17 protein-coding genes are annotated in these 18,226 nt (G+C 56.9%); 8 read left to right on the forward strand and 9 right to left on the reverse strand.

Annotation, left to right across the window (positions count from 1 at the left end; all coding sequences use genetic code 11):
• The first annotated feature begins 133 nt into the window (after positions 1–133).
• The 3 genes from JSY17_RS22055 to JSY17_RS22065 all read left to right on the forward strand — a co-directional run bounded on the left by JSY17_RS22055 (position 134) and on the right by JSY17_RS22065 (position 3,310).
• A complete protein-coding gene (locus tag JSY17_RS22055; protein WP_200999551.1) occupies positions 134–1,381 on the forward strand; it encodes an alpha-xenorhabdolysin family binary toxin subunit A in 1,248 nt (415 codons plus the stop codon).
• A gap of 2 nt (positions 1,382–1,383) precedes the next feature.
• Positions 1,384–2,388 (forward strand): alpha-xenorhabdolysin family binary toxin subunit B, encoded by a 1,005-nt coding sequence (locus JSY17_RS22060; RefSeq protein WP_117185930.1) that lies wholly within the window; start codon positions 1,384–1,386, stop codon positions 2,386–2,388.
• Positions 2,389–2,485: 97 nt separating this feature from the next.
• Entirely contained in the window at positions 2,486–3,310 is an 825-nt protein-coding gene (locus JSY17_RS22065) for a hypothetical protein (RefSeq protein ID WP_206403048.1), read from the forward strand.
• A 44-nt stretch (positions 3,311–3,354) separates the two neighbouring features.
• Here JSY17_RS22065 and JSY17_RS22070 read toward each other — a convergent pair whose 3' ends face one another.
• On the reverse strand, positions 3,355–4,518 hold the full coding sequence (locus JSY17_RS22070) for a type III PLP-dependent enzyme (RefSeq protein ID WP_117166386.1): 1,164 nt from the start codon (positions 4,516–4,518) through the stop codon (positions 3,355–3,357).
• A gap of 472 nt (positions 4,519–4,990) precedes the next feature.
• Between JSY17_RS22070 and JSY17_RS22075 the strand changes: the two genes are divergently transcribed.
• A complete protein-coding gene (locus JSY17_RS22075; RefSeq protein WP_201015740.1) occupies positions 4,991–5,647 on the forward strand; it encodes a hypothetical protein in 657 nt (218 codons plus the stop codon).
• A 3-nt stretch (positions 5,648–5,650) separates the two neighbouring features.
• Here JSY17_RS22075 and JSY17_RS22080 read toward each other — a convergent pair whose 3' ends face one another.
• Entirely contained in the window at positions 5,651–6,655 is a 1,005-nt protein-coding gene (locus JSY17_RS22080) for an AraC family transcriptional regulator (RefSeq protein WP_117184302.1), read from the reverse strand.
• A 1,144-nt stretch (positions 6,656–7,799) separates the two neighbouring features.
• Here JSY17_RS22080 and JSY17_RS26175 point away from each other — a divergent pair.
• Together JSY17_RS26175 and JSY17_RS22090 are read left to right on the forward strand one after the other, a co-directional pair.
• Positions 7,800–8,477, forward strand: a complete 678-nt coding sequence (locus JSY17_RS26175) for a methyl-accepting chemotaxis protein (RefSeq protein ID WP_404823256.1) — start codon at positions 7,800–7,802, stop codon at positions 8,475–8,477.
• Positions 8,478–8,503: 26 nt separating this feature from the next.
• Positions 8,504–9,271: an EAL domain-containing protein gene (locus JSY17_RS22090; RefSeq protein ID WP_206403046.1), complete on the forward strand. Its 768-nt coding sequence runs from the start codon at positions 8,504–8,506 to the stop codon at positions 9,269–9,271.
• A 69-nt stretch (positions 9,272–9,340) separates the two neighbouring features.
• Here the strand turns inward: JSY17_RS22090 and JSY17_RS22095 are convergent, their stop codons facing one another.
• From JSY17_RS22095 to JSY17_RS22110, 4 genes are read right to left on the reverse strand one after another with little or no spacing between them, the layout of a single operon-like run.
• Complete coding sequence (locus tag JSY17_RS22095; RefSeq protein WP_117166388.1) at positions 9,341–10,495, reverse strand: osmoprotectant ABC transporter ATP-binding protein OsmV; 1,155 nt, start codon at positions 10,493–10,495, stop codon at positions 9,341–9,343.
• Positions 10,492–11,145: an ABC transporter permease gene (locus JSY17_RS22100; RefSeq protein ID WP_117166389.1), complete on the reverse strand. Its 654-nt coding sequence runs from the start codon at positions 11,143–11,145 to the stop codon at positions 10,492–10,494. Before JSY17_RS22100 ends, JSY17_RS22095 begins: the two co-directional genes overlap by 4 nt.
• A gap of 13 nt (positions 11,146–11,158) precedes the next feature.
• Positions 11,159–12,052 (reverse strand): glycine betaine ABC transporter substrate-binding protein, encoded by an 894-nt coding sequence (locus JSY17_RS22105; RefSeq protein WP_117184298.1) that lies wholly within the window; start codon positions 12,050–12,052, stop codon positions 11,159–11,161.
• A gap of 15 nt (positions 12,053–12,067) precedes the next feature.
• Positions 12,068–12,781, reverse strand: coding sequence for an ABC transporter permease (locus JSY17_RS22110; RefSeq protein WP_122371835.1), 714 nt, complete (start codon positions 12,779–12,781; stop codon positions 12,068–12,070).
• A 345-nt stretch (positions 12,782–13,126) separates the two neighbouring features.
• Between JSY17_RS22110 and JSY17_RS22115 the strand changes: the two genes are divergently transcribed.
• Entirely contained in the window at positions 13,127–14,710 is a 1,584-nt protein-coding gene (locus JSY17_RS22115) for a peptide chain release factor 3 (RefSeq protein WP_117184297.1), read from the forward strand.
• 50 nt (positions 14,711–14,760) lie between these two features.
• On the opposite strand, the gene JSY17_RS22120 is transcribed toward JSY17_RS22115, so the two are convergent.
• From JSY17_RS22120 to JSY17_RS22130, 3 genes are all read right to left on the reverse strand, one after another.
• Positions 14,761–15,660 carry a LysR family transcriptional regulator gene (locus tag JSY17_RS22120; RefSeq protein ID WP_122371836.1) on the reverse strand — a complete coding sequence of 300 codons (900 nt, stop codon included), beginning with the start codon at positions 15,658–15,660 and terminating at the stop codon, positions 14,761–14,763.
• A 39-nt stretch (positions 15,661–15,699) separates the two neighbouring features.
• Positions 15,700–16,284 carry an NAD(P)H-dependent oxidoreductase gene (locus JSY17_RS22125; protein WP_117184295.1) on the reverse strand — a complete coding sequence of 195 codons (585 nt, stop codon included), beginning with the start codon at positions 16,282–16,284 and terminating at the stop codon, positions 15,700–15,702.
• A 171-nt stretch (positions 16,285–16,455) separates the two neighbouring features.
• A complete protein-coding gene (locus JSY17_RS22130; protein WP_206403044.1) occupies positions 16,456–17,220 on the reverse strand; it encodes a sulfite exporter TauE/SafE family protein in 765 nt (254 codons plus the stop codon).
• A gap of 98 nt (positions 17,221–17,318) precedes the next feature.
• Here JSY17_RS22130 and JSY17_RS22135 point away from each other — a divergent pair, with 98 nt between their 5' ends.
• Entirely contained in the window at positions 17,319–18,197 is an 879-nt protein-coding gene (locus JSY17_RS22135; protein WP_117185939.1) for a LysR family transcriptional regulator, read from the forward strand.
• The last annotated feature ends 29 nt before the right edge of the window (positions 18,198–18,226 follow it).

Genomic DNA, 18,226 nt, shown 5'->3' on the forward strand with positions numbered 1-18,226 from the left:
CAAAACACGCCCGCCTTTCGTCTTTGACATCCATTAACACCCCCTCCTAACCTTGATCACAAGTAACAACTCAATTGCTACAGAGAAAACAGGATCCAATCATGATCCTCCCGGAAAATAAGGATATATCCGAATGAGCGCATTACTTGAAAAACCAATACCCGACAACAACACAACGGAAGACAGCATTACCGAAGAAGCCATAAAAGCACCCGAAATGTTTTTCAATGTTTCATCGGGCCATGACTCGGACGTTCAACGCACGCCCGGCCTGATATTGACCCAGCAACAGATCGTCAACCTCAAGAAATATGAACTGGTCGGTCTGTCACTGCCCATAGAAATCGAAGCTGTCATCGCCTACCTGGGATACAGCAATGGTGCGGGTGCAGGACTGGAACCTGATGATTTCCTGAAAAGTTTCACCCTTGTCCATAATCATGCAAAACGCTGGAACCCACTACGGACTCAACTATTGGCAGTGGGCAGCAAACTGAAAGTATTTGCCGGCCAGATGCTGATATACGGCGATAGCATGGAAGAGGTCTATAAAGACATCAAAAGCGGAGAAGTTATTGAAAAATTCGATATCAGGAATCTGGAAGACGTCAAGCGTCTGAAGCGTGAGCAGGGTGATCTTTTCCCGGGAATAGAATTAAGCCCCGCCGATAAGGAAACCGCCAGGGATATCGGGTTCTACCTCGATGAAATCCTGCGCAAGGTCAAGGAAAGCCATGCCGACGCGCTGGGCATCAAGGAAGAACTGGACAAGTTCGGACTGGATCTTGCGCGCTATGTCGCACCGGAAATCCAGCGCAAGGTCGTTGCCATCGATAACAGCTCACTGCCTGCCGATGTCGCGAAACTGACTCAGGACATCGAGCGAAGAGCAAAGGATATCGATGAAAAAAACAAGGAATACAAAGCCGCCGTCGAAAGATCCCTGGGGTCGATCAGCAAGTTCAATGTCGTAGGTCTTGCGTTGAGCATTTATTTTGGCGTTGAAGCCGAAAGTGTTCGCAAGGCAAGGAATGAGTTGATAAATCAACAGGAAAAGGACATCAACGAACTGCAGCTTAAAAACAAGATACTGGGGTCATTGAACCGGGTAAAGTTCGACTTGCAAAACCTTGTCACTGTCGTCATCGACGCCGACGTCGCTACAAAAAACCTGATTACCGTATGGAACAAGCTATCTATTTTCATTGAGGAATCCGCAAAGGCATCCTCCGAAATTACAGATGCCCTGTCGCTCAGAATATTCATGAATCGCTTCAGGCGGGTCGTGGAACCATGGAAGACCATTCAGCAGGACTCTGACGCACTACTTGATGTATTCAAGGAAGCAGACGATGAATTCAAACGGATTTATGGAAAATAAAAATGAATAACACTATCACTCCTCTTGCAACATCTCTGAACGTAAATACGCCGGATCTTCCGGTCATGTCCAGCAGCCTGGAAAACATGAGAAAGAATCTGGTCAGGGCCGATGTCCTGTATGCCAAGACACTTTACCTGCCTAATCTTTATACGCGGGTCCAGCGTCTCACGGGTGCGATGTTCGTCGAGCAACAACGCCTGGGCGAATCCTGCATGCGCTTGAAGATCGATATCGAATCCCGAATCAAACGGCTGAGAAACTACGACCGGGAACTGGACAACACAACCGATCAGGATGAAATCAAAGACATTCAAGACGAACGTAAAAGCGCCTTGAGTGACGCCGCGACCACGGCAGGCAACGAGCTGACCAGGCAGGTCCATGCTCTCGTTGATCTGAAGGAGTCCGTCAATCGTCAGCAGACAAAGGAGTTCCAGGAGAGCCTGGAACAGGATGTCGTCAAGGCAACGGCAAGAATCGACGACAGCAATGCCAGAATTGCCGTCATCCAGGAAGAACGGCGGGTATTGACCGAAGCGATTGATGCCATTGAGAGCAAGGGGTTTACCAACATTGCCAAGGACACTCTCCTTACCGGTGAGAAGATTCTTGCCCTGGGCATGCAGCCACCCCAAATCGCAGTGATCACTCTGGCCATCGAACAGATGAAAGCGACGCTGGAATATGGCGGCGAGGGCATCAACTTCATTGCTCTGCTCAAGCGCCGTGACACCCTGCGCGAACGCATGGACAAACTGTATGAACAACTGGCTCAGACGGAAAAGGGAAAGCTGGCACTGACTCAACGCATCGAATTGATCACATGCTTCCACGCAATGGACGATCAGCGCAATCTTTACGTCGAGCAATATCAGAAAGTGTCTCAGACCATCGAAAGCTTCATCGCCCTCAATCAGACCGTCGCCCCGGATGACAAGCAGCGCAGCGCGCGCTTCATCAGTTCCGGGCTTCAGATGATCAGCTACCTGCAACCCATTCGCTGACGCTCCCCAATGCGTGCACCCCAAGGGAAATGGCCTGCTCCATTTCCCTTGGCAGACCATGCGTTTCCAATACCGTACTCACGCCATGGACTCCATCATGACCGGCTATCTGATCCATCAGAGCGACCTCACAGAGATCCACAACTACATGGAGGTCCTGCGTAACCTTGCGCAGTTCACCCGCTCGTTCAAGGTCGGCCTTGATCTGGTTCCGGCGAGGGAATACGGGTCCTATCGAATCCCCGAAATCGAAAAGCACCTGAAAAAGGCCGCCGATCACTTACCCATCTGGTCTGAAGTAGTGTCAGGAATCACGGCTCTGCATAAAGAACTGGAGGCATTCATGCACAGCCTCATACAGTCATCCGAAAGCATAAAGAGCAGCCATGAGGTTACAAGTCCCTTCATTGAACGAAACCTGACCAGGCTGGGTGAGCTTGCCGATGCCTTCGAGAAGCGACAGGAAACCCTGCAAACGCTGATCCGTGGCATTTATACAATCCTGCCTCGCATCACCGACTTCATGAACCGTGAAATCTACCGCCACGCCCATCAATACAACCTGGTAGAAAAAAGACCGGATCAGAACACCGCCATGCAGAACCTTACGGCCTCGTATTCGTTTGTCGAAAACGGACCCGCCCTTTCTCCACAGGCGCGACTCATTGCAGGATATGCCTATATCCAAAGAAGCAGACGCCAGTATGAAGAAGCCTACGGTGCCGCAACCCATATGAGTGATCACCTGACAAGGATATGCGACCTGCTGGCCAGCTCAATCCTGCATCCCCTGAAAATGCGCAGGAACGTCCCGCCTTCGCGCCCTTATGTGGAGACAAGACTGATGCTTGTCAGCCTGCAGGAAATACAGCGTTTGACACAGAGGTTCAACAGCCTGACAGGCAATCCGGGCGCCCAATAAAAAGCCCGCAATCGCTTGCGGGCTCTTTCACTCAGGTAGAGCGCTTAAACGTAGAACGATTTCAGCGGCGGGAAGCCGTTGAATTCAACAGCGCTGTAGCTGGTGGTGTAGGCGCCGGTGGACAGCCAGTACAGGCGATCACCGATGGCCAGATTCAGTGGCAGGCCGTACTTGTAGTTTTCGTACATGATGTCGGCGCTGTCACAGGTAGGACCGGCGATGACCACTTCTTCCATCTCGCCCTTCTTCTCGGTCCAGATCGGGAACTTGATGGCTTCGTCCATGGTTTCGATCAGGCCGGAGAACTTGCCCACATCCGTGTACACCCAACGCTCGACGGCGGTACGCGACTTGCGCGCGACCAGCACGACTTCGCTGACCAGAACACCGGCGTTGGCGATCAACGAACGACCTGGCTCCAGAATGATTTCCGGCAGATCGTCACCGAAGTCTTCCTTCAGGAAGCGGATGATTTCCTCGGCGTAGGTTTCCAGGCTGTTGGTACGGGTGATGTAGTTGGCCGGGAAGCCACCACCCATGTTGATCAGCTTGAGCTCGATGCCGTCTTCTTCTTTCAGACGTTCGAAGATTACCTTCACCTTGGCAATGGCAGCGTCCCAGACGCTGATATCGCGCTGCTGCGAACCCACGTGGAAGGAAATACCGTAAGGCACCAGCCCCAGGTCACGCGCCAGGATCAGCAGATCCATGGCCATATCGGTCTGGCAGCCGAACTTGCGCGACAGAGGCCAGTCAGCCGTGGTCGAGCCTTCGGTGAGGATACGCACGTAGACTTTCGAGCCCGGCGCGGCCTTGGCGATGTTGCGCAGGTCGGCTTCCGAGTCGGTCGCGTACAGGCGCACGCCCTTGTCATAGAAGTAACGAATGTCCTTGGACTTCTTGATGGTGTTGCCATAGCTGATGCGATCCGGGCCTACGCCACGGCTCAGCACCTTGTCCAGCTCATAGATCGAGGCGATATCGAAGCTCGAACCTTTTTCCTTGAGCAGATCGATGATCTCGACCGCCGGGTTGGCCTTGACCGCGTAGTAGACCTGAGCGAATTCAAAACCTGCGCGCAGGTCATCATAGGCCTGGCTGATCACCTGGGTGTCAATGACGACAAAAGGGGTTTCTTGCTTGTCAGCGAACGACTTGATTTTCTTGAAGGAAGCATCAGAGAAATAGTCTTCAACCTTGATCGGCATGCTTGGAACTCCACTTGGCAAACAGATGAATATAAATGGGTGTCAATGAACGCCCTCCGTATCCCCACTTTGGTTCGCCTACTTCCCAAGGCATGTCGCCGAAAGCAAAAAGGCCATGGGGATCATGCCCCCCTGGCCTTGCTGTCTCGTCGTCAGTACTTGAGCCGGATGGATCGTTTCCAGCATGGACGTTCGGCGCGAACTTTAGGACCTGAGAGGCTTGAGATCAACAAAAAATGTCGCGTTTGCAGACGTTTCTGCCGGAACAGATAACTGCGTCCTCTTTACACCTCTATGTAACCGACCTGTATGACAGCCTCATGTTCCTGCGCAAACGGATTTCTCGACGAGATAACCCTCGGCCGCTGATGAAAAACGGCACTAAGCACAGGTATTTCTGTCAGTACTTTTCGGGGTCATGGATGGGCACAATCAAGCCTGATGCAGCCTTGAACCTTCGCAGGAGGCGAACATGGCCACCTATATCAAAGAACGCTCCTTCGTCGCGTCGCTCAGGTCCGTGCAACCCGGATATCTGGCGGCTCTTGATTTCTCACGACTGGAACAGGAAACCAGTACGGTCCCGGCAGGAGGCAACATTTCGCAGACGTTTACCTACGTTGGCAGCGATGAATACACCTATCTGACCGCCACCACCAAGCCTCGTGAGGAACTGAACTTCTGGTTTCTGTACCGGCGCTGGGACAACGGCTCCGAGAGCTACGAGATCAAGGCCTGCCACGATATGTTCTATGAAAACCCCTCGCGCCTGGGAAGCCTGATCGTCGAAGAAAAAAGGCTGGTCGCCGGCCCCTTTGGCGATGTCCGCTTCGTCAAGCTGCATGTTCGCCCCGACAAGTCGCTGGCCAGCACCCCCGGCTGGAAAGTCATGATCGGCGGCCGCCCGCTGGCCACCGGCGACATCGACAGAAAGGAAGTAGGACCGGTACAGATCATTGCCCCCAACGGCAATCCGCTCGGGGTCTATGACAGGCAGAACTTCGGCAACGACTGGTGGGCCTACATCTCGTGCGCCAATCAGAATGAGCCTTTGCTGCCAATGACGACCCAACCTGTCCAGATCATGATGAAGGTCAGCCAGTTCAACATGAACGATCCTCTGGCGTGACGTTCAGGGTTGCTCCCGATAATGCCCCGGTGGCATGCCAAACCAGCGCAGGCATGCCTTGTTGAAACTGCTCTGGTCACGAAACCCCAATAGTGCAGCGATGTACTTGAGACTGCGCATGGAGTTGCGCAAAAAGCTGTGGGCCATCTTCAGGCGCTCTTCATCCTGAAGTGCGGAGAAATTCACGCCCTCGCGCTCAAGGCCATGTTGCAGACTGCGCCGGCTGATATGCAGGGCCTGGGCAATATCATCCAGCCCGAAGGCAATGCCCTGGGCCAGGTGCTCGGACAATACGCGCCGCACCCTGATCGTCATGGAACCGCAGAGCAAATCATTGAGTCGGGTCCTGGCGTGCTCGACATGTACCCGGTCGAGCTCCGGGTTGGCGGTCGGCAATTCAATGTCCGCCACGGAGGATTCGAACGTCAGGCTGTTGTAAGGCGCATTGAAGCTCAGATCATGGCCCAGCAACCGGATCAGTGAGCCGAGATCGGCAGGCTCGGGATAGGTAAAGGTTACGGCCAGTGGTCCGGGCTTGTGCTCCGGCAACAGCCAGTGGATCAGGCCTATTATCTGCGCCATGGCCGAATCGATGACCGGTCTGGGGGTCCGGGAGCTGTCACGGGTCAGGTCGAAGCCGAGCAAGGAAACCTGATCGTGCTTGTGCTCGAGGCAAAAGCAGAAACCGTTGCCGATCAGCAGGTGATAGTCCACCAGCTTTTTCAGTGCCGCCCCCAGGGTCGAGCTGGACATGATTGCGTAACCCAGCAACTGGAGATTGGCCGGATGTGCTTTCGAGTACGCCAGCAGCCCGTAATCCGGGCGATCGCTGCGCAATGAAACCTCTGCCATCAACTGATAGACCAGCTCCATCCTGACGCCTTTGGGGTCATTGTAGAGAGCGCGACTCTCGCAGCCAAAATCTGCAAACAGGGCATCCATATCTATCCCCGTTTCGGCCATGGTCTGCACCAGGACCCTGAAGCTTGCACTGGTTATTCTGTACATGCCGATCTCACACCTCTCGGCCACCACCCGTTCCAGTCTATCCTGATGATTACCACACAACACATTGAGTAATGCCCTTTGGCCGTTGAGTCACAGGACAAGCGAAAAGGGTGTCAGGACACTCCTCTAACCCTCCTCAATACCCGATCATGAATCTTTTGTGACAATCCGAATAAACAGGTCGATACAGGCTTGGGGCTCTTATCCGGGCACCCCGACATCGACGTCCGCTTCTTCCCTGGTGATACGTTGATTCCTGCCCATGAAAAATTTATCTGTAAAGTTCAAGTTGATAGCCGGTTTTTCCAGCGTATTGCTCGTATTGGTCATCACGACCCTGATTGGCCTGCACAGTATCCAGTCCATGACCACTCGGGCAATCAAGTCGGTTGCAATCAATCGGCTCATCGATGAAGCCAACATCGTTCAGAACTCCCGCCTGCGCTATGAAGCCACTCGGGCTCCTCAATACCTGCAACAGATCGACGAAGCATCGGCTCGAGTCAACAAACTGATTGCCGACAACAGGAATCTTTTTTCGAGCCCCGAAGACGGGAAGCGTTTCGACGATATAAACAATGCCATGAGCCGCTACTCAGTAGCCCTGAAAGCGCTGGTCGAAGCCATGCGTCAGGGCAACGGCGCATTGATCGATGCTGCACGTGAGCCCCTGGAAACCCACTTCAAATCGGCTTTCGGCACCATCCATGAGTTGATAGAAAGCCAGAACGAAAAAGGCCGGCAGGAAGCTTCTTTCGCCCGCCAACAACTGCTCGCTCTATTGGTGATCGCGCTGGTTCTGGGGCTTGGCGTGACCTGGCTGATTACCCGGCAGATCCAGCAGCCGCTCGACGCGGCCCTGGTAATGGCCAGACAGATCGGTGAAGGCAACCTGATCGGGATTTCGGCACCCGAGCGCAAGGATGAATTCGGTGCGCTGCTGTCTGCTCTCGAACAGACAGGCCTGAGCCTGCGCAAACTGCTCGGCCAGGTCAGCCGGGTGACCGGTGAGCTGCAGAGCGCTGCCGAAGAGCTGTCGGCCGTGACCGAGCAAAGCAGCAACGGCGCGAACTCGCAGCGTACGGACACCGATCAGGTCGCGGTGGCCATGAACGAGATGGTATCCACCGTTCAGCATGTGGCCATGAGCGCCGCAGAAGCCTCGAACGCGGCCAAGTCTGCCGACCTGAAAACCAGCCAGGGCAATGTGGTCGCTCAGGAAGCCCTGACGCAGATCGAATTGCTGGGACAGGAAATCAACAATTCCAATCAGGCCGTCAGCGACTTGTCCAATGAGAGCGAGCGTATCGGCGGTGTGCTGACGGTCATCAACGGGCTGGCCAGCCAGACCAACCTGCTGGCGCTCAACGCCGCCATCGAAGCCGCCAGGGCCGGAGAAGCCGGGCGCGGTTTCGCCGTGGTTGCCGATGAGGTTCGCGGGCTGGCGTCACGCACCCAGCAGTCCACGGCCGAAATCGAGTCCTTGATCGTTTCGCTGCAAAACAGCGCGCAACAGGCCTCGCGACGAATGGAAGCCAGTTGTCAGATGGTCGAGAACACCGTCGGCCTGACTCGCAATCTACAGACCGAACTCAATGATATCGGCAAGTCGGTGGCCACTATCCAGGTAATGAGCATGCAGGTCGCCAGCGCTTCCGAACAGCAGGACAGCGTGGTCGAAGAGATCAACCGCAACATGCATGGCATCAAGGATGTCACCGAGCAGACCGCCACCGCCACGCAGCAGATTGCCATTGCTGCTACCAATCTGGCCCGCCAGGGCAGTGAGCTGCAAGGCTTGATCAGGCGTTTCCAGCTTTAAAACGCCTTCCGGATCAGAGAACCGCAATGCAACGAGTGAGACATTTTTACCGGGAGCTGGCCGCGGGTCGGCTCCTGATGGCCTTTCAGCCTGTGGTAGCGCTCCCAGCGCTGGGCCATATTCTTTACCACGAAGCCCTGCTCCGGCACTCGAGCGCTGTCCGCCAGCCCTTCGCGCCGTTTGCCCGACTCGAGAAACTGGGCATGATGCTGAGGCTGGACCTGAGCGTGATGAGCACCGTGATTCAAAGACTGCGACTGCATCCCGACTTATCCCTGAGCTGCAATATCTCCGCGCAAAGCGCAATTCTCGCTGAAGGCTGGCAGCCCCTTCTGCAACAGTTGCTCGAAGAGCCCGAAGTGGCCTGTCGACTGGTGATCGAAATTACCGAAAGCGCTGCAACTCCAGACATTCCCATGGCCGTCGACTTTGTGAACGCCATGCGTGCCACCGGTTGCCGGATCGCGGTGGACGACTTTGGCTCCGGCTACAGCACACTGGAATTCATCCTGCAGTCGCGCCCGGACATCATCAAGATCGATCAGGGCTACATGAAACGGGCACGGACAAATCCGCTCGGACGCACCACCCTCTCGCATTTGCTGCCCTTGTGTAAAAGCCTTGCGCCCTGCGTGATCGTCGAAGGCATCGAAACCCGGGCCGACAGTGAGATGGTCAATGATCTGGGCGGTGAATGGGGTCAGGGATACCTGTTGGGCAGGCCTTCGCTGGAAACACTCGGGACGCCCTGTAAAGTGCTCGCAGCGTTTCAGCCCTCCGTGCCCGGAGACTGACAGCCACGTCATGAGGCGACAGAATCGGACAAGGGGTAAGCCGCCCCGATTGCCGGGGCGGCTGATGGATCAGGCTACGGCTTCGGCCGGCGAAACGATGCTGGTCTTCATGCCACGAGAACGGCCGGAGCTCAGGTAAGCGGCAATCGACTCTTGCGTCACCTCACCCAGGAACACCCGCTCGGCATCCAGCACCGGCAGCCAGGCGCGGTTGAACTCGTACATGCGCGACAACAGGATGCGCAGGTGCTCGTCGTAAGCGGCGATGGCGTTGAACTCGCGCAGGAACTGGGCACAGGTGCCCTGCTGGCGATGCAGGTCGCGGCGACGCACGTAACCCAGCGCCTTGTTCTCGGCATCGGTGACGACGATGTAACGACGGTCGTTTTCGTCCATCACTTCCAGCGCGTCGGCCACCGGGGTTTCCGGGCTCACCGACGGGGCGTTGTCGGCCGCGTCCTCGGCCTTGACCAGCAGCAGGCGCTTGAGGGTGCTGTCCTGGCCGACGAAGTTGCTGACGAACTCGTCCGCCGGGTGCGCCAGCAAGGTGTCCGGATGGTCGATCTGCAACAGCTTGCCCGCCCGGAAGATCGCAATCTTGTCGCCCAGCTTGAGGGCTTCATCGATATCGTGGCTGACCATGATCACGGTCTTGTTCAATGCACGCTGCATCTCGAAGAACTCGTTCTGGATCATCTCGCGGTTGATCGGGTCGACGGCGCCAAATGGCTCGTCCATCAGCAAGACCGGCGCTTCGGCTGCCAGGGCACGAATCACGCCGATGCGCTGCTGCTGACCACCGGACAGCTCACGCGGGTAGCGATGCAGATACTGCTTGGGCTCAAGCTTGATCATGTTCATCAGTTCGCGGGCGCGGTCGTGGCAGCGTTTCTTGTCCCAACCGAGCAGCTTGGGCACGACCACGATGTTTTCCTCGATGGTCATGTTCGGGAACAGGCCGATCTGCTGGATCACGTACCCGATGTTGCGACGCAGGGTCACTTCGTCCAGGTCGGTGGTGTCTTCGCCGTTGATCAGCACCTTGCCGGAAGTCGGCACGATCAGGCGGTTGATCATTTTCAGCGTGGTGCTCTTGCCGCAACCCGAAGGCCCGAGGAAGACGCAGATCTCACCTTCATTGACGGTCAGACTTACCGAATCCACGGCTTTGACGTCTTTGCCGTTGGAGGTGAAGGTTTTGGTCAGATTCTGAAGTTCGATCATTTGAGCAATCCTTTTGGAGTCAGGCTGCGTTGCAGCCATTGCAGGAGCAGGTCGGCGAAGATGGCCAGAATGCTGACCAGCACCGCGCCGACGATCAGCATCGACATGTCGCTGCGGCTGATCGAGGCAAGAATGAGTACGCCCAGACCACCGGCACCGATGGTGGCGGCGATGGTCATGACACCGATGTTCATCACCACGGCAGTACGCACACCAGCGAGGATCACCGGTACGGCAATCGGCAGTTCAACCATGCGCAGACGCTGGCCGAAGGTCATGCCGATGCCTTTGGCGGCTTCGCGGATACCGGCGTCGACACCGGTCAGGGCCAGGTAGGTGTTGCGCATGATCGGCAGCAGGGAATAGAGAAACACCGCCGTGATCGCAGGCAGCGGGCCAAGGCCCTGGCCGAACTTGGAGTAAAACGGCAGCAGCAGGCCGAACAGGGCAATGGACGGCACGGTCAGCAAGACCGTGGCGCTGGCCTGCAGCGGCCCGGCCAGCGCCGGAAAGCGGGTCATCAGAATGCCCAGGGGCACACCGATCAGAATTGCCAGGCTGACGGCAATACCGACCAGAGTGACGTGCTGCCAGGTCAGTTGCATGACCTGGGCCCAGTCCAGATGGGAGAAGGCGTCAAAGAAACTCATATCGTCTCCTTCCTTAATTGAGTGGATGCTGGCGCAGGAAGTCTGCGGCCACCGCGGACGGGCTTTCATGACCGACATCGACGCGGGCGTTGAGCTCGATCATGGTCTGGGTATCCAGAAGGTCGGCCAGAGGCTTGAGCAGCGTGGCGATTTCCGGATGGGCATCGAGATACTCCTGACGAATCACCGGCGCTGCGGTGTAGTCCGGGAAGTAGTGTTTGTCGTCTTCCAGTACCTTGAGTTTGAAGGCGTTCAGACGTCCGTCGGTGGTGTACACCAGTCCGGCGAAGACTTGCCCGTTACGCAAGGCGGTGTAGACCAGCCCGGCATCCATCTGCCGGGTATTCTCGCGACCGAGATTCATGTCGTAATGCTTGACCATGCCGAGCAGGCCATCGGAACGATTGGCAAATTCGGTGTCCAGCGCTACGACATGACCCTCTTTGGCTTCATCCTTGAGCACCTTGGTCAGATCGCTCATGGTGTTGACCTGCGGGTATCGTTCGGCAATTTTCTGCGGCAGCGCCAGGGCATAGGTGTTGTTGAAACGGGACGGGGAAAGCCAGACTAGGCCTTTCTTCGCATCCACTTCTTTCACCCGTGCGTAGGTCTGTTCGCTGTCGAGCTTTTCATCGATATGGTTGTAGGCCACCAGTGACACACCGGTGTATTCCCACAACAGGTCGAGCTGACCGCTTTCCTGTGCGCTGCGGGCCAGGTTGCTGCCCAGGCCACCGGTGATCTGCACGTCGAAATTCTTGGTGCGCAGGTATTGCGCGGTGAGTTCGGAGAGCATGGTCTGCTCGGTAAATACTCGGGCGCCGATGCGCAGCAAAGGCTTTTCGGCAGCCTGGGCAAAACTGCCGAACAGCAGCCCGAAACCCAGTAACAAAGCTAGTTTTTTCATCGTAGATCCTTTCTCTCAGCGGCTCAGGCCGCGCTCCAGCCAGAGGCGACTCACCAGAGTGACCAGGCCATCGAGCACCAGGGCCAGCAGCGCCGTACACGCCGCACCCAGCAGCAATTGCGGCTGATTGTTCAGGGCGATACCGGGGAAGATCAGGCTGCCCAGACTGTTGGCACCGATCAGGAACGCCAGTGGCGCGGTTCCCACGTTGATCGCCAGCGCCACGCGAACACCGCCCACAATGATCGGCACGGCATTGGGCAGCTCGACTTGCAGCAACACCTGACGCGGTGTCATGCCGATGCCGGTGGCGGCTTCCTTGAGTGAACCCTGAACGTTTTTCAGACCTTCGTAGGTGTTGCGCACGATGGGCAACAACGAGGCGAGGAACAAAGCGAAGATGGCCGGACCACTGCCGATCCCGAGAATACCGAGAGCGATGGCCAGAACCGCGAGAGGAGGAACAGTGTTGCCAATGTTGAAGATCTGCATGAAGCGTTCGGCACGGCCGACCATGTTTGGTCGGCTGAGCACAATGCCGGCAGGAATACCGACCACGACAGCCGCCAACATTGAAACCAGAACCAGAACCAGATGAGCCTGCAGGTAGAACAGCAGATCATCCTTGTACTTCTCAAACGTATCGATGCCGATCCAGTGGACCAGCAGGGCCAGGAGTACGATACCAGCCGTACCTCCCAACAGCCCCTTGCCATAGCGATTAGCCACGGGCGGACTCCTTATTTCAGTCGGCGAGCGCGCTGTCTTTGACGCTCGATAATGAGCGCCTGCAGTCACGTTCGCGAAGAGCAGCAGGTGGATCGCCAGTGAGGATTTTTCCTCGGCGAAGACACAGGCCATGAGCGCAGCTTCGTCAAGCTAACTTGCTGATTTATCAGCTCTTGAAGCAGGCTATACATAACCGGTTACAAGAGAGTGGACGTCTCCACGATCTGAAAGGTTCCCACGTGAGGCATTAATTGGCCACCCCGAATCGACTGAACGGCTCGGTTATTGCCTCAAGTTGAGCTATAATCTGCGCCCTTTTTTTGACTCTCTTTCAGGCGATTTCCCATGACCCAACAGGCCGCCGAAGTCGCGAAACGCCGCACTTTCGCCATTATTTCCCACCCGGACGCCGGTAAAACCACCATCACGGAAAAACTGCTCCTGATGGGCAAGGCCATTTCCGTTGCCGGTACGGTCAAATCCCGTAAATCCGATCGTCATGCCACATCCGACTGGATGGAAATGGAGAAACAGCGCGGCATCTCCATCACCACCTCGGTCATGCAGTTCCCGTATCGCGAGCACATGATCAACCTGCTCGATACCCCGGGCCACGAAGACTTCTCCGAAGACACCTACCGCACCCTGACGGCAGTGGACTCGGCGCTGATGGTTCTGGACGGCGGCAAGGGCGTAGAGCCGCGCACCATCGCCCTGATGGATGTCTGCCGTCTGCGCGACACGCCCATCGTCAGCTTCATCAACAAGCTCGACCGCGATATCCGCGACCCTATCGAGCTGCTGGACGAGATCGAGGCGGTCCTGAAGATCAAGGCTGCGCCGATCACCTGGCCGATTGGCTGCTACCGCGACTTCAAGGGTGTCTATCACCTGGCCGACGACTACATCATCGTCTACACCGCCGGTCACGGTCATGAACGCACCGAAACCCGAATCATCCAGAAACTGGATTCGGACGAAGCCCGCGCCCACCTGGGTGACGAGTACGACCGCTTCGTCGAACAACTGGAACTGGTGCAGGGCGCGTGCCACGAGTTCAATCAGGAAGAGTTCATCAACGGTCAACTGACCCCGGTGTTCTTCGGTACGGCATTGGGCAACTTCGGTGTCGATCACGTGCTCGACGCTGTGGTTGACTGGGCGCCCAAGCCTCTGGCGCGAGTCGCCAACGAGCGCAGCGTGGAGCCGGTGGAAGAGAAGTTCAGCGGTTTCGTGTTCAAGATCCAGGCGAACATGGACCCCAAGCACCGCGACCGTATCGCCTTCATGCGCATCTGTTCGGGCCGTTACGACAAGGGCATGAAAATGCGCCATGTACGTCTGGGCAAGGACGTTCGGATCGGCGACGCCCTGACCTTCTTCTCCTCGGAACGCGAGCAGCTTGAAGAAGCCTATGCCGGCGACATCATCGGTCTGCACAACCATGGCACGATCCAGATCGGCGATACCTTCACCGAAGGCGAAAGCCTGGGCTTCACCGGTATCCCGCACTTCGCTCCGGAGCTGTTCCGCCGCGTACGTCTGAAAGATCCGCTCAAGTCCAAGCAACTGCGCCAGGGCCTGCAACAGTTGGCCGAAGAAGGGGCAACGCAGGTGTTCTTCCCGCTGCGCAGCAACGACATCATCCTCGGTGCCGTCGGTGTGCTGCAGTTCGATGTGGTCGCCAGCCGCCTCAAGGAAGAATACAAGGTCGAATGCGCCTACGAGCCGATCACTGTCTGGTCTGCACGCTGGATCGACTGCGCAGACAAGAAGAAGCTCGAAGAGTTTGAAAACAAGGCAGTGGAAAACCTGGCACTGGACGGTGGCGGTCACCTGACCTACCTGGCCCCGACCCGCGTCAACCTGAGCCTGATGGAAGAGCGCTGGCCGGACGTGAAATTCCGCGCAACCCGCGAGCATCACTGACCCACGTGGGAGCGAATTCATTCGCCAATGAATTCGCTCCTACCGGTTTGTCATTTGCAGGCGTATTGCGCCAGCTTTTCCTGCATGAAATCCAGAAAGCACTGAATTCTCAGTGCCAGCTTCGAGTTACGGTAGTACACCGCATGGATGGGCTGCCGATACCCGCTGTGGGCATCGGCCAGCACAACCTGAAGACGCCCCTCACGAATATCTTCATGGGTCATGAAGTGCGACAGGCACACGATCCCCTCTCCCGCCAGTGCAAGGTGACGCAATGTGTCTCCGCTGGATGCTGACAAGGTCGGCTGAATCGGCCAGCGATCTCCACCTGCATGACGCAGCGGCCAGTTATTGAGGGTTTCGCTGTGGGAGAATCCCAGCAACGTATGGCTCGCCAGATCCTCGACCGAGGTCGGTACGCCGTGTCGCTCCAAATAGAGCGGGCTGGCCAGAATATTGATTGGAGAACAGCCCAGAGAGCGGGCATGCAGGGTCGAATCGGCCAGGATGCCGATACGGATCGCAATGTCGGTGTTCTGCTCCAGCAGGTCGATCACCTGATCGTTGCTGTTGAGTTCGAGCTGAATATCCGGATAAAGCCGGCGAAACTCGGCCACGTAAGGCACGACCGAATGCAACATGAACGGCGAAGCGGCGTTGACCCGCAGGCGGCCGGACGGCCGCTGTCGGGACAGGGACAGATGTTCTTCCAGGTCTTCCATCTGCTCGAGAATCTGCCGGGCACGTTCCAGGAAGAACTTGCCCTCCTCCGTCAGATCCATACGCCGCGTCGTGCGGTTGATCAGCGTGGTTTCCAGCTTGGCCTCAAGCCGCGCCAGGGTCCGGCTGATCCCGGAAGGCGTCTGCCCCATGTGCTCGGCCGCTGCGGAGATCGAACCCTTTTCGATCACCGAAACGAAGACCTGCAATTCATCTGACCTGGCTTTCATTACTGCTCTCTACTCAAGACAGGCTGGATATTAGCGTTGTTACACGCCAAAAACCCGAGCCAGATGAGCTTCATAGCGCTTCACGTCATTGTCGATATCGGGACGCTTCATCACATCGACGGCCAGAAAGGTCGGCAAACCGGTCATGCCCAGAAACTGGTTGGCCTTGTGAAACGGGAAATACACGGCATCCACGCCCTTGGCTTCGAAGAAGTCGGTCGGGTCATCGAAGGCCTGCTGCGGAGCATTCCAGGTAGCGGAAATCATGTATTGCCTGCCCTGCAGCAAGCCGCCGCTGCCGTACTTCTGCGAAGCATCGGAACGGGTACGACCATCGTTGGCGTACAGGCTGCCATGACCTTCGGTGAAGACTTCGTCGATGTACTTTTTCACCGTCCACGGCGCGCCCATCCACCAGCCCGGCATCTGCCAGACGATGACATCCGCCCAGAGAAACTTCTGAACCTCTTCGGCCAGATCGTAGCCGCCATCGATAAAGGTTTCCTTCACGTCGAAACCGGCGCGGTCCATGAAAGCCACACCGGCTTCATGCAAGGTCGCGTTATAGCGCCCTTCAGAGTGAGCGAATTGTTTACCGCCGTTCAGGAACAGAATCTTTTTCATGTCAGCCTCATGGATAAATGCTTGAAGACCTGGCCAGTCGAAAGCCGGATCGAAAGTCAAAAACGATGGGCAGCAGAATAAAGAAGCACGTGCAGGTGAGTAAGAAGCCATCAGGCAAAATACCTTTGCCTGAACATCACGAATCACCAAACATTATTGATTTGAAAATACTCAGCCTGCGATCAGCAGATGCAACCCAAGGGCTCCCATCCCGACAAAGAACACCCGCCTGAACATCGGGGCACTGATTCGCTGGCGCAACCATTGGCCCAACTGCATGCCAATCAAGGCCGGGATCAGCGCCAGCAGTGAAGCACCCAGTTCACCACCACCCAGCGAACCGTTCCACAGCAGGCCGACCGCCAGCGCCAGTGTCGATACGGTGAATGACAATCCCAGCGCCTGCACCAGTTCATTACGTTCAAGCCCCAGCGCTTGCAGATAAGGCACGGCAGGAATCACGAACACTCCGGTAGCCGAAGTGATGATCCCGGTAAGAAAACCACAGGCAGGCCCGAGCCAGCGCTCGGCAGTGGCGGAAACCCTGAACGTGGGCAGAAACAGTCCGCTCAGCGCATAGAGCAACAAGGCTGCGCCCAGCGCCCGGGTCATGGAATGCCCGCCACTGATACCCAGCCAGAAAGAGCCCAGAAATGTGCCGACCACGATCAGGCTCAGTAACGGCCACAAGCGCCTGAGCAGCGAGCGCAGATGCCCGCCTGTCGCCAGTTGCCAGATATTGGTGACCGTCGAAGGAATGATCAGCAAGGCGGCAGCCTGTGCCGGTAACATAGCCAGGCCCAACAACCCCATGGCCACTGTCGGCAAGCCAAGCCCGATCACGCCCTTGACCGTGCCGGCCAGCAGGAAAGTGCCAATGACCAGTGCGGTCAGGCCCCAGCCGATGCTTTGATAAAAATCCAGGAATGTGTTCATGGCCCTATCCTGAACCCGGGGAATGGTTTTGAATATCAGTCATCGACCGAGTCAGCCTCAGGAAAAAACAGAGGCTGAGCCACACTGCGAGCATCTGCATGCATTTCGACTTTATTGATTTGCGGCTTTTCCTGAACGTTCTGGAGGCCGGCAACATCACCGCAGGCGCGGCTCACAGCCATTTGTCACTGGCCTCGGCCAGCGCGCGCATCCGGGCGCTGGAGGCTTCGCTCGACACGCCACTGCTCGAGCGCGGGCGGCGTGGTGTCATGCCGACTCCCGCAGGCAAGGCGCTGGGGCAGCATGCGCGCGTGATCCTGCAACAGGTCGAGCGCATGCAGTTCGACCTGGCCGATTACGCCAAGGGCTTCAAGGGTCGGGTCCGGCTGCTGTGCAACACTTCTACCCTCAGTGAACACTTGCCGGAGCTGCTGGCGGACTTTCTGGTCAGTCATCCCAATATCGATATCGACCTGGAAGAACAGCCCAGCCTGAGAATCCTGCATGCCGTGCGTCATGGCACAGCCGACATCGGCATCATTTCCGACGCCATGGACGCCAGCGACCTGCAGACCCGTCCTTTTCGCGATGATCCGCTGACGCTCATCCTGCCTCTGGATCATCCGCTCGGCGCACTTTGCACAGTGCGTTTCAGCCAGACGCTGGATAGCGAGTTCGTCGGCATGTCGGCCAGCAGCGCGCTGGGCATCTATCTGGAAGAACAGGCTTTGCACATCGGCAAGCGCCTGCGCATCCGGATTCGCGCCGAAAGTTTCGATGGCGTGATTCGCATGGTCGCCCACGGGGCGGGATTGGGGATTGTGCCGCAGGCGGCAGTGGATCGCTGGCAAGGTCCGGCCAGCTTCAAGGCCGTGCGTCTGAGCGATGCCTGGGCCGATCGCAAACTGCTGCTGTGCGCAACCGACTTCGACCTGTTACCCGGTTATGCCAGGGCACTGCTGACGTTTCTGGGCTAAAGAAAACAGGACGCACCGCCAGGCAGTGC

The sequence above is a fragment of the Pseudomonas capsici genome (assembly GCF_017165765.1).
Lineage (GTDB): Bacteria > Pseudomonadota > Gammaproteobacteria > Pseudomonadales > Pseudomonadaceae > Aquipseudomonas > Aquipseudomonas capsici.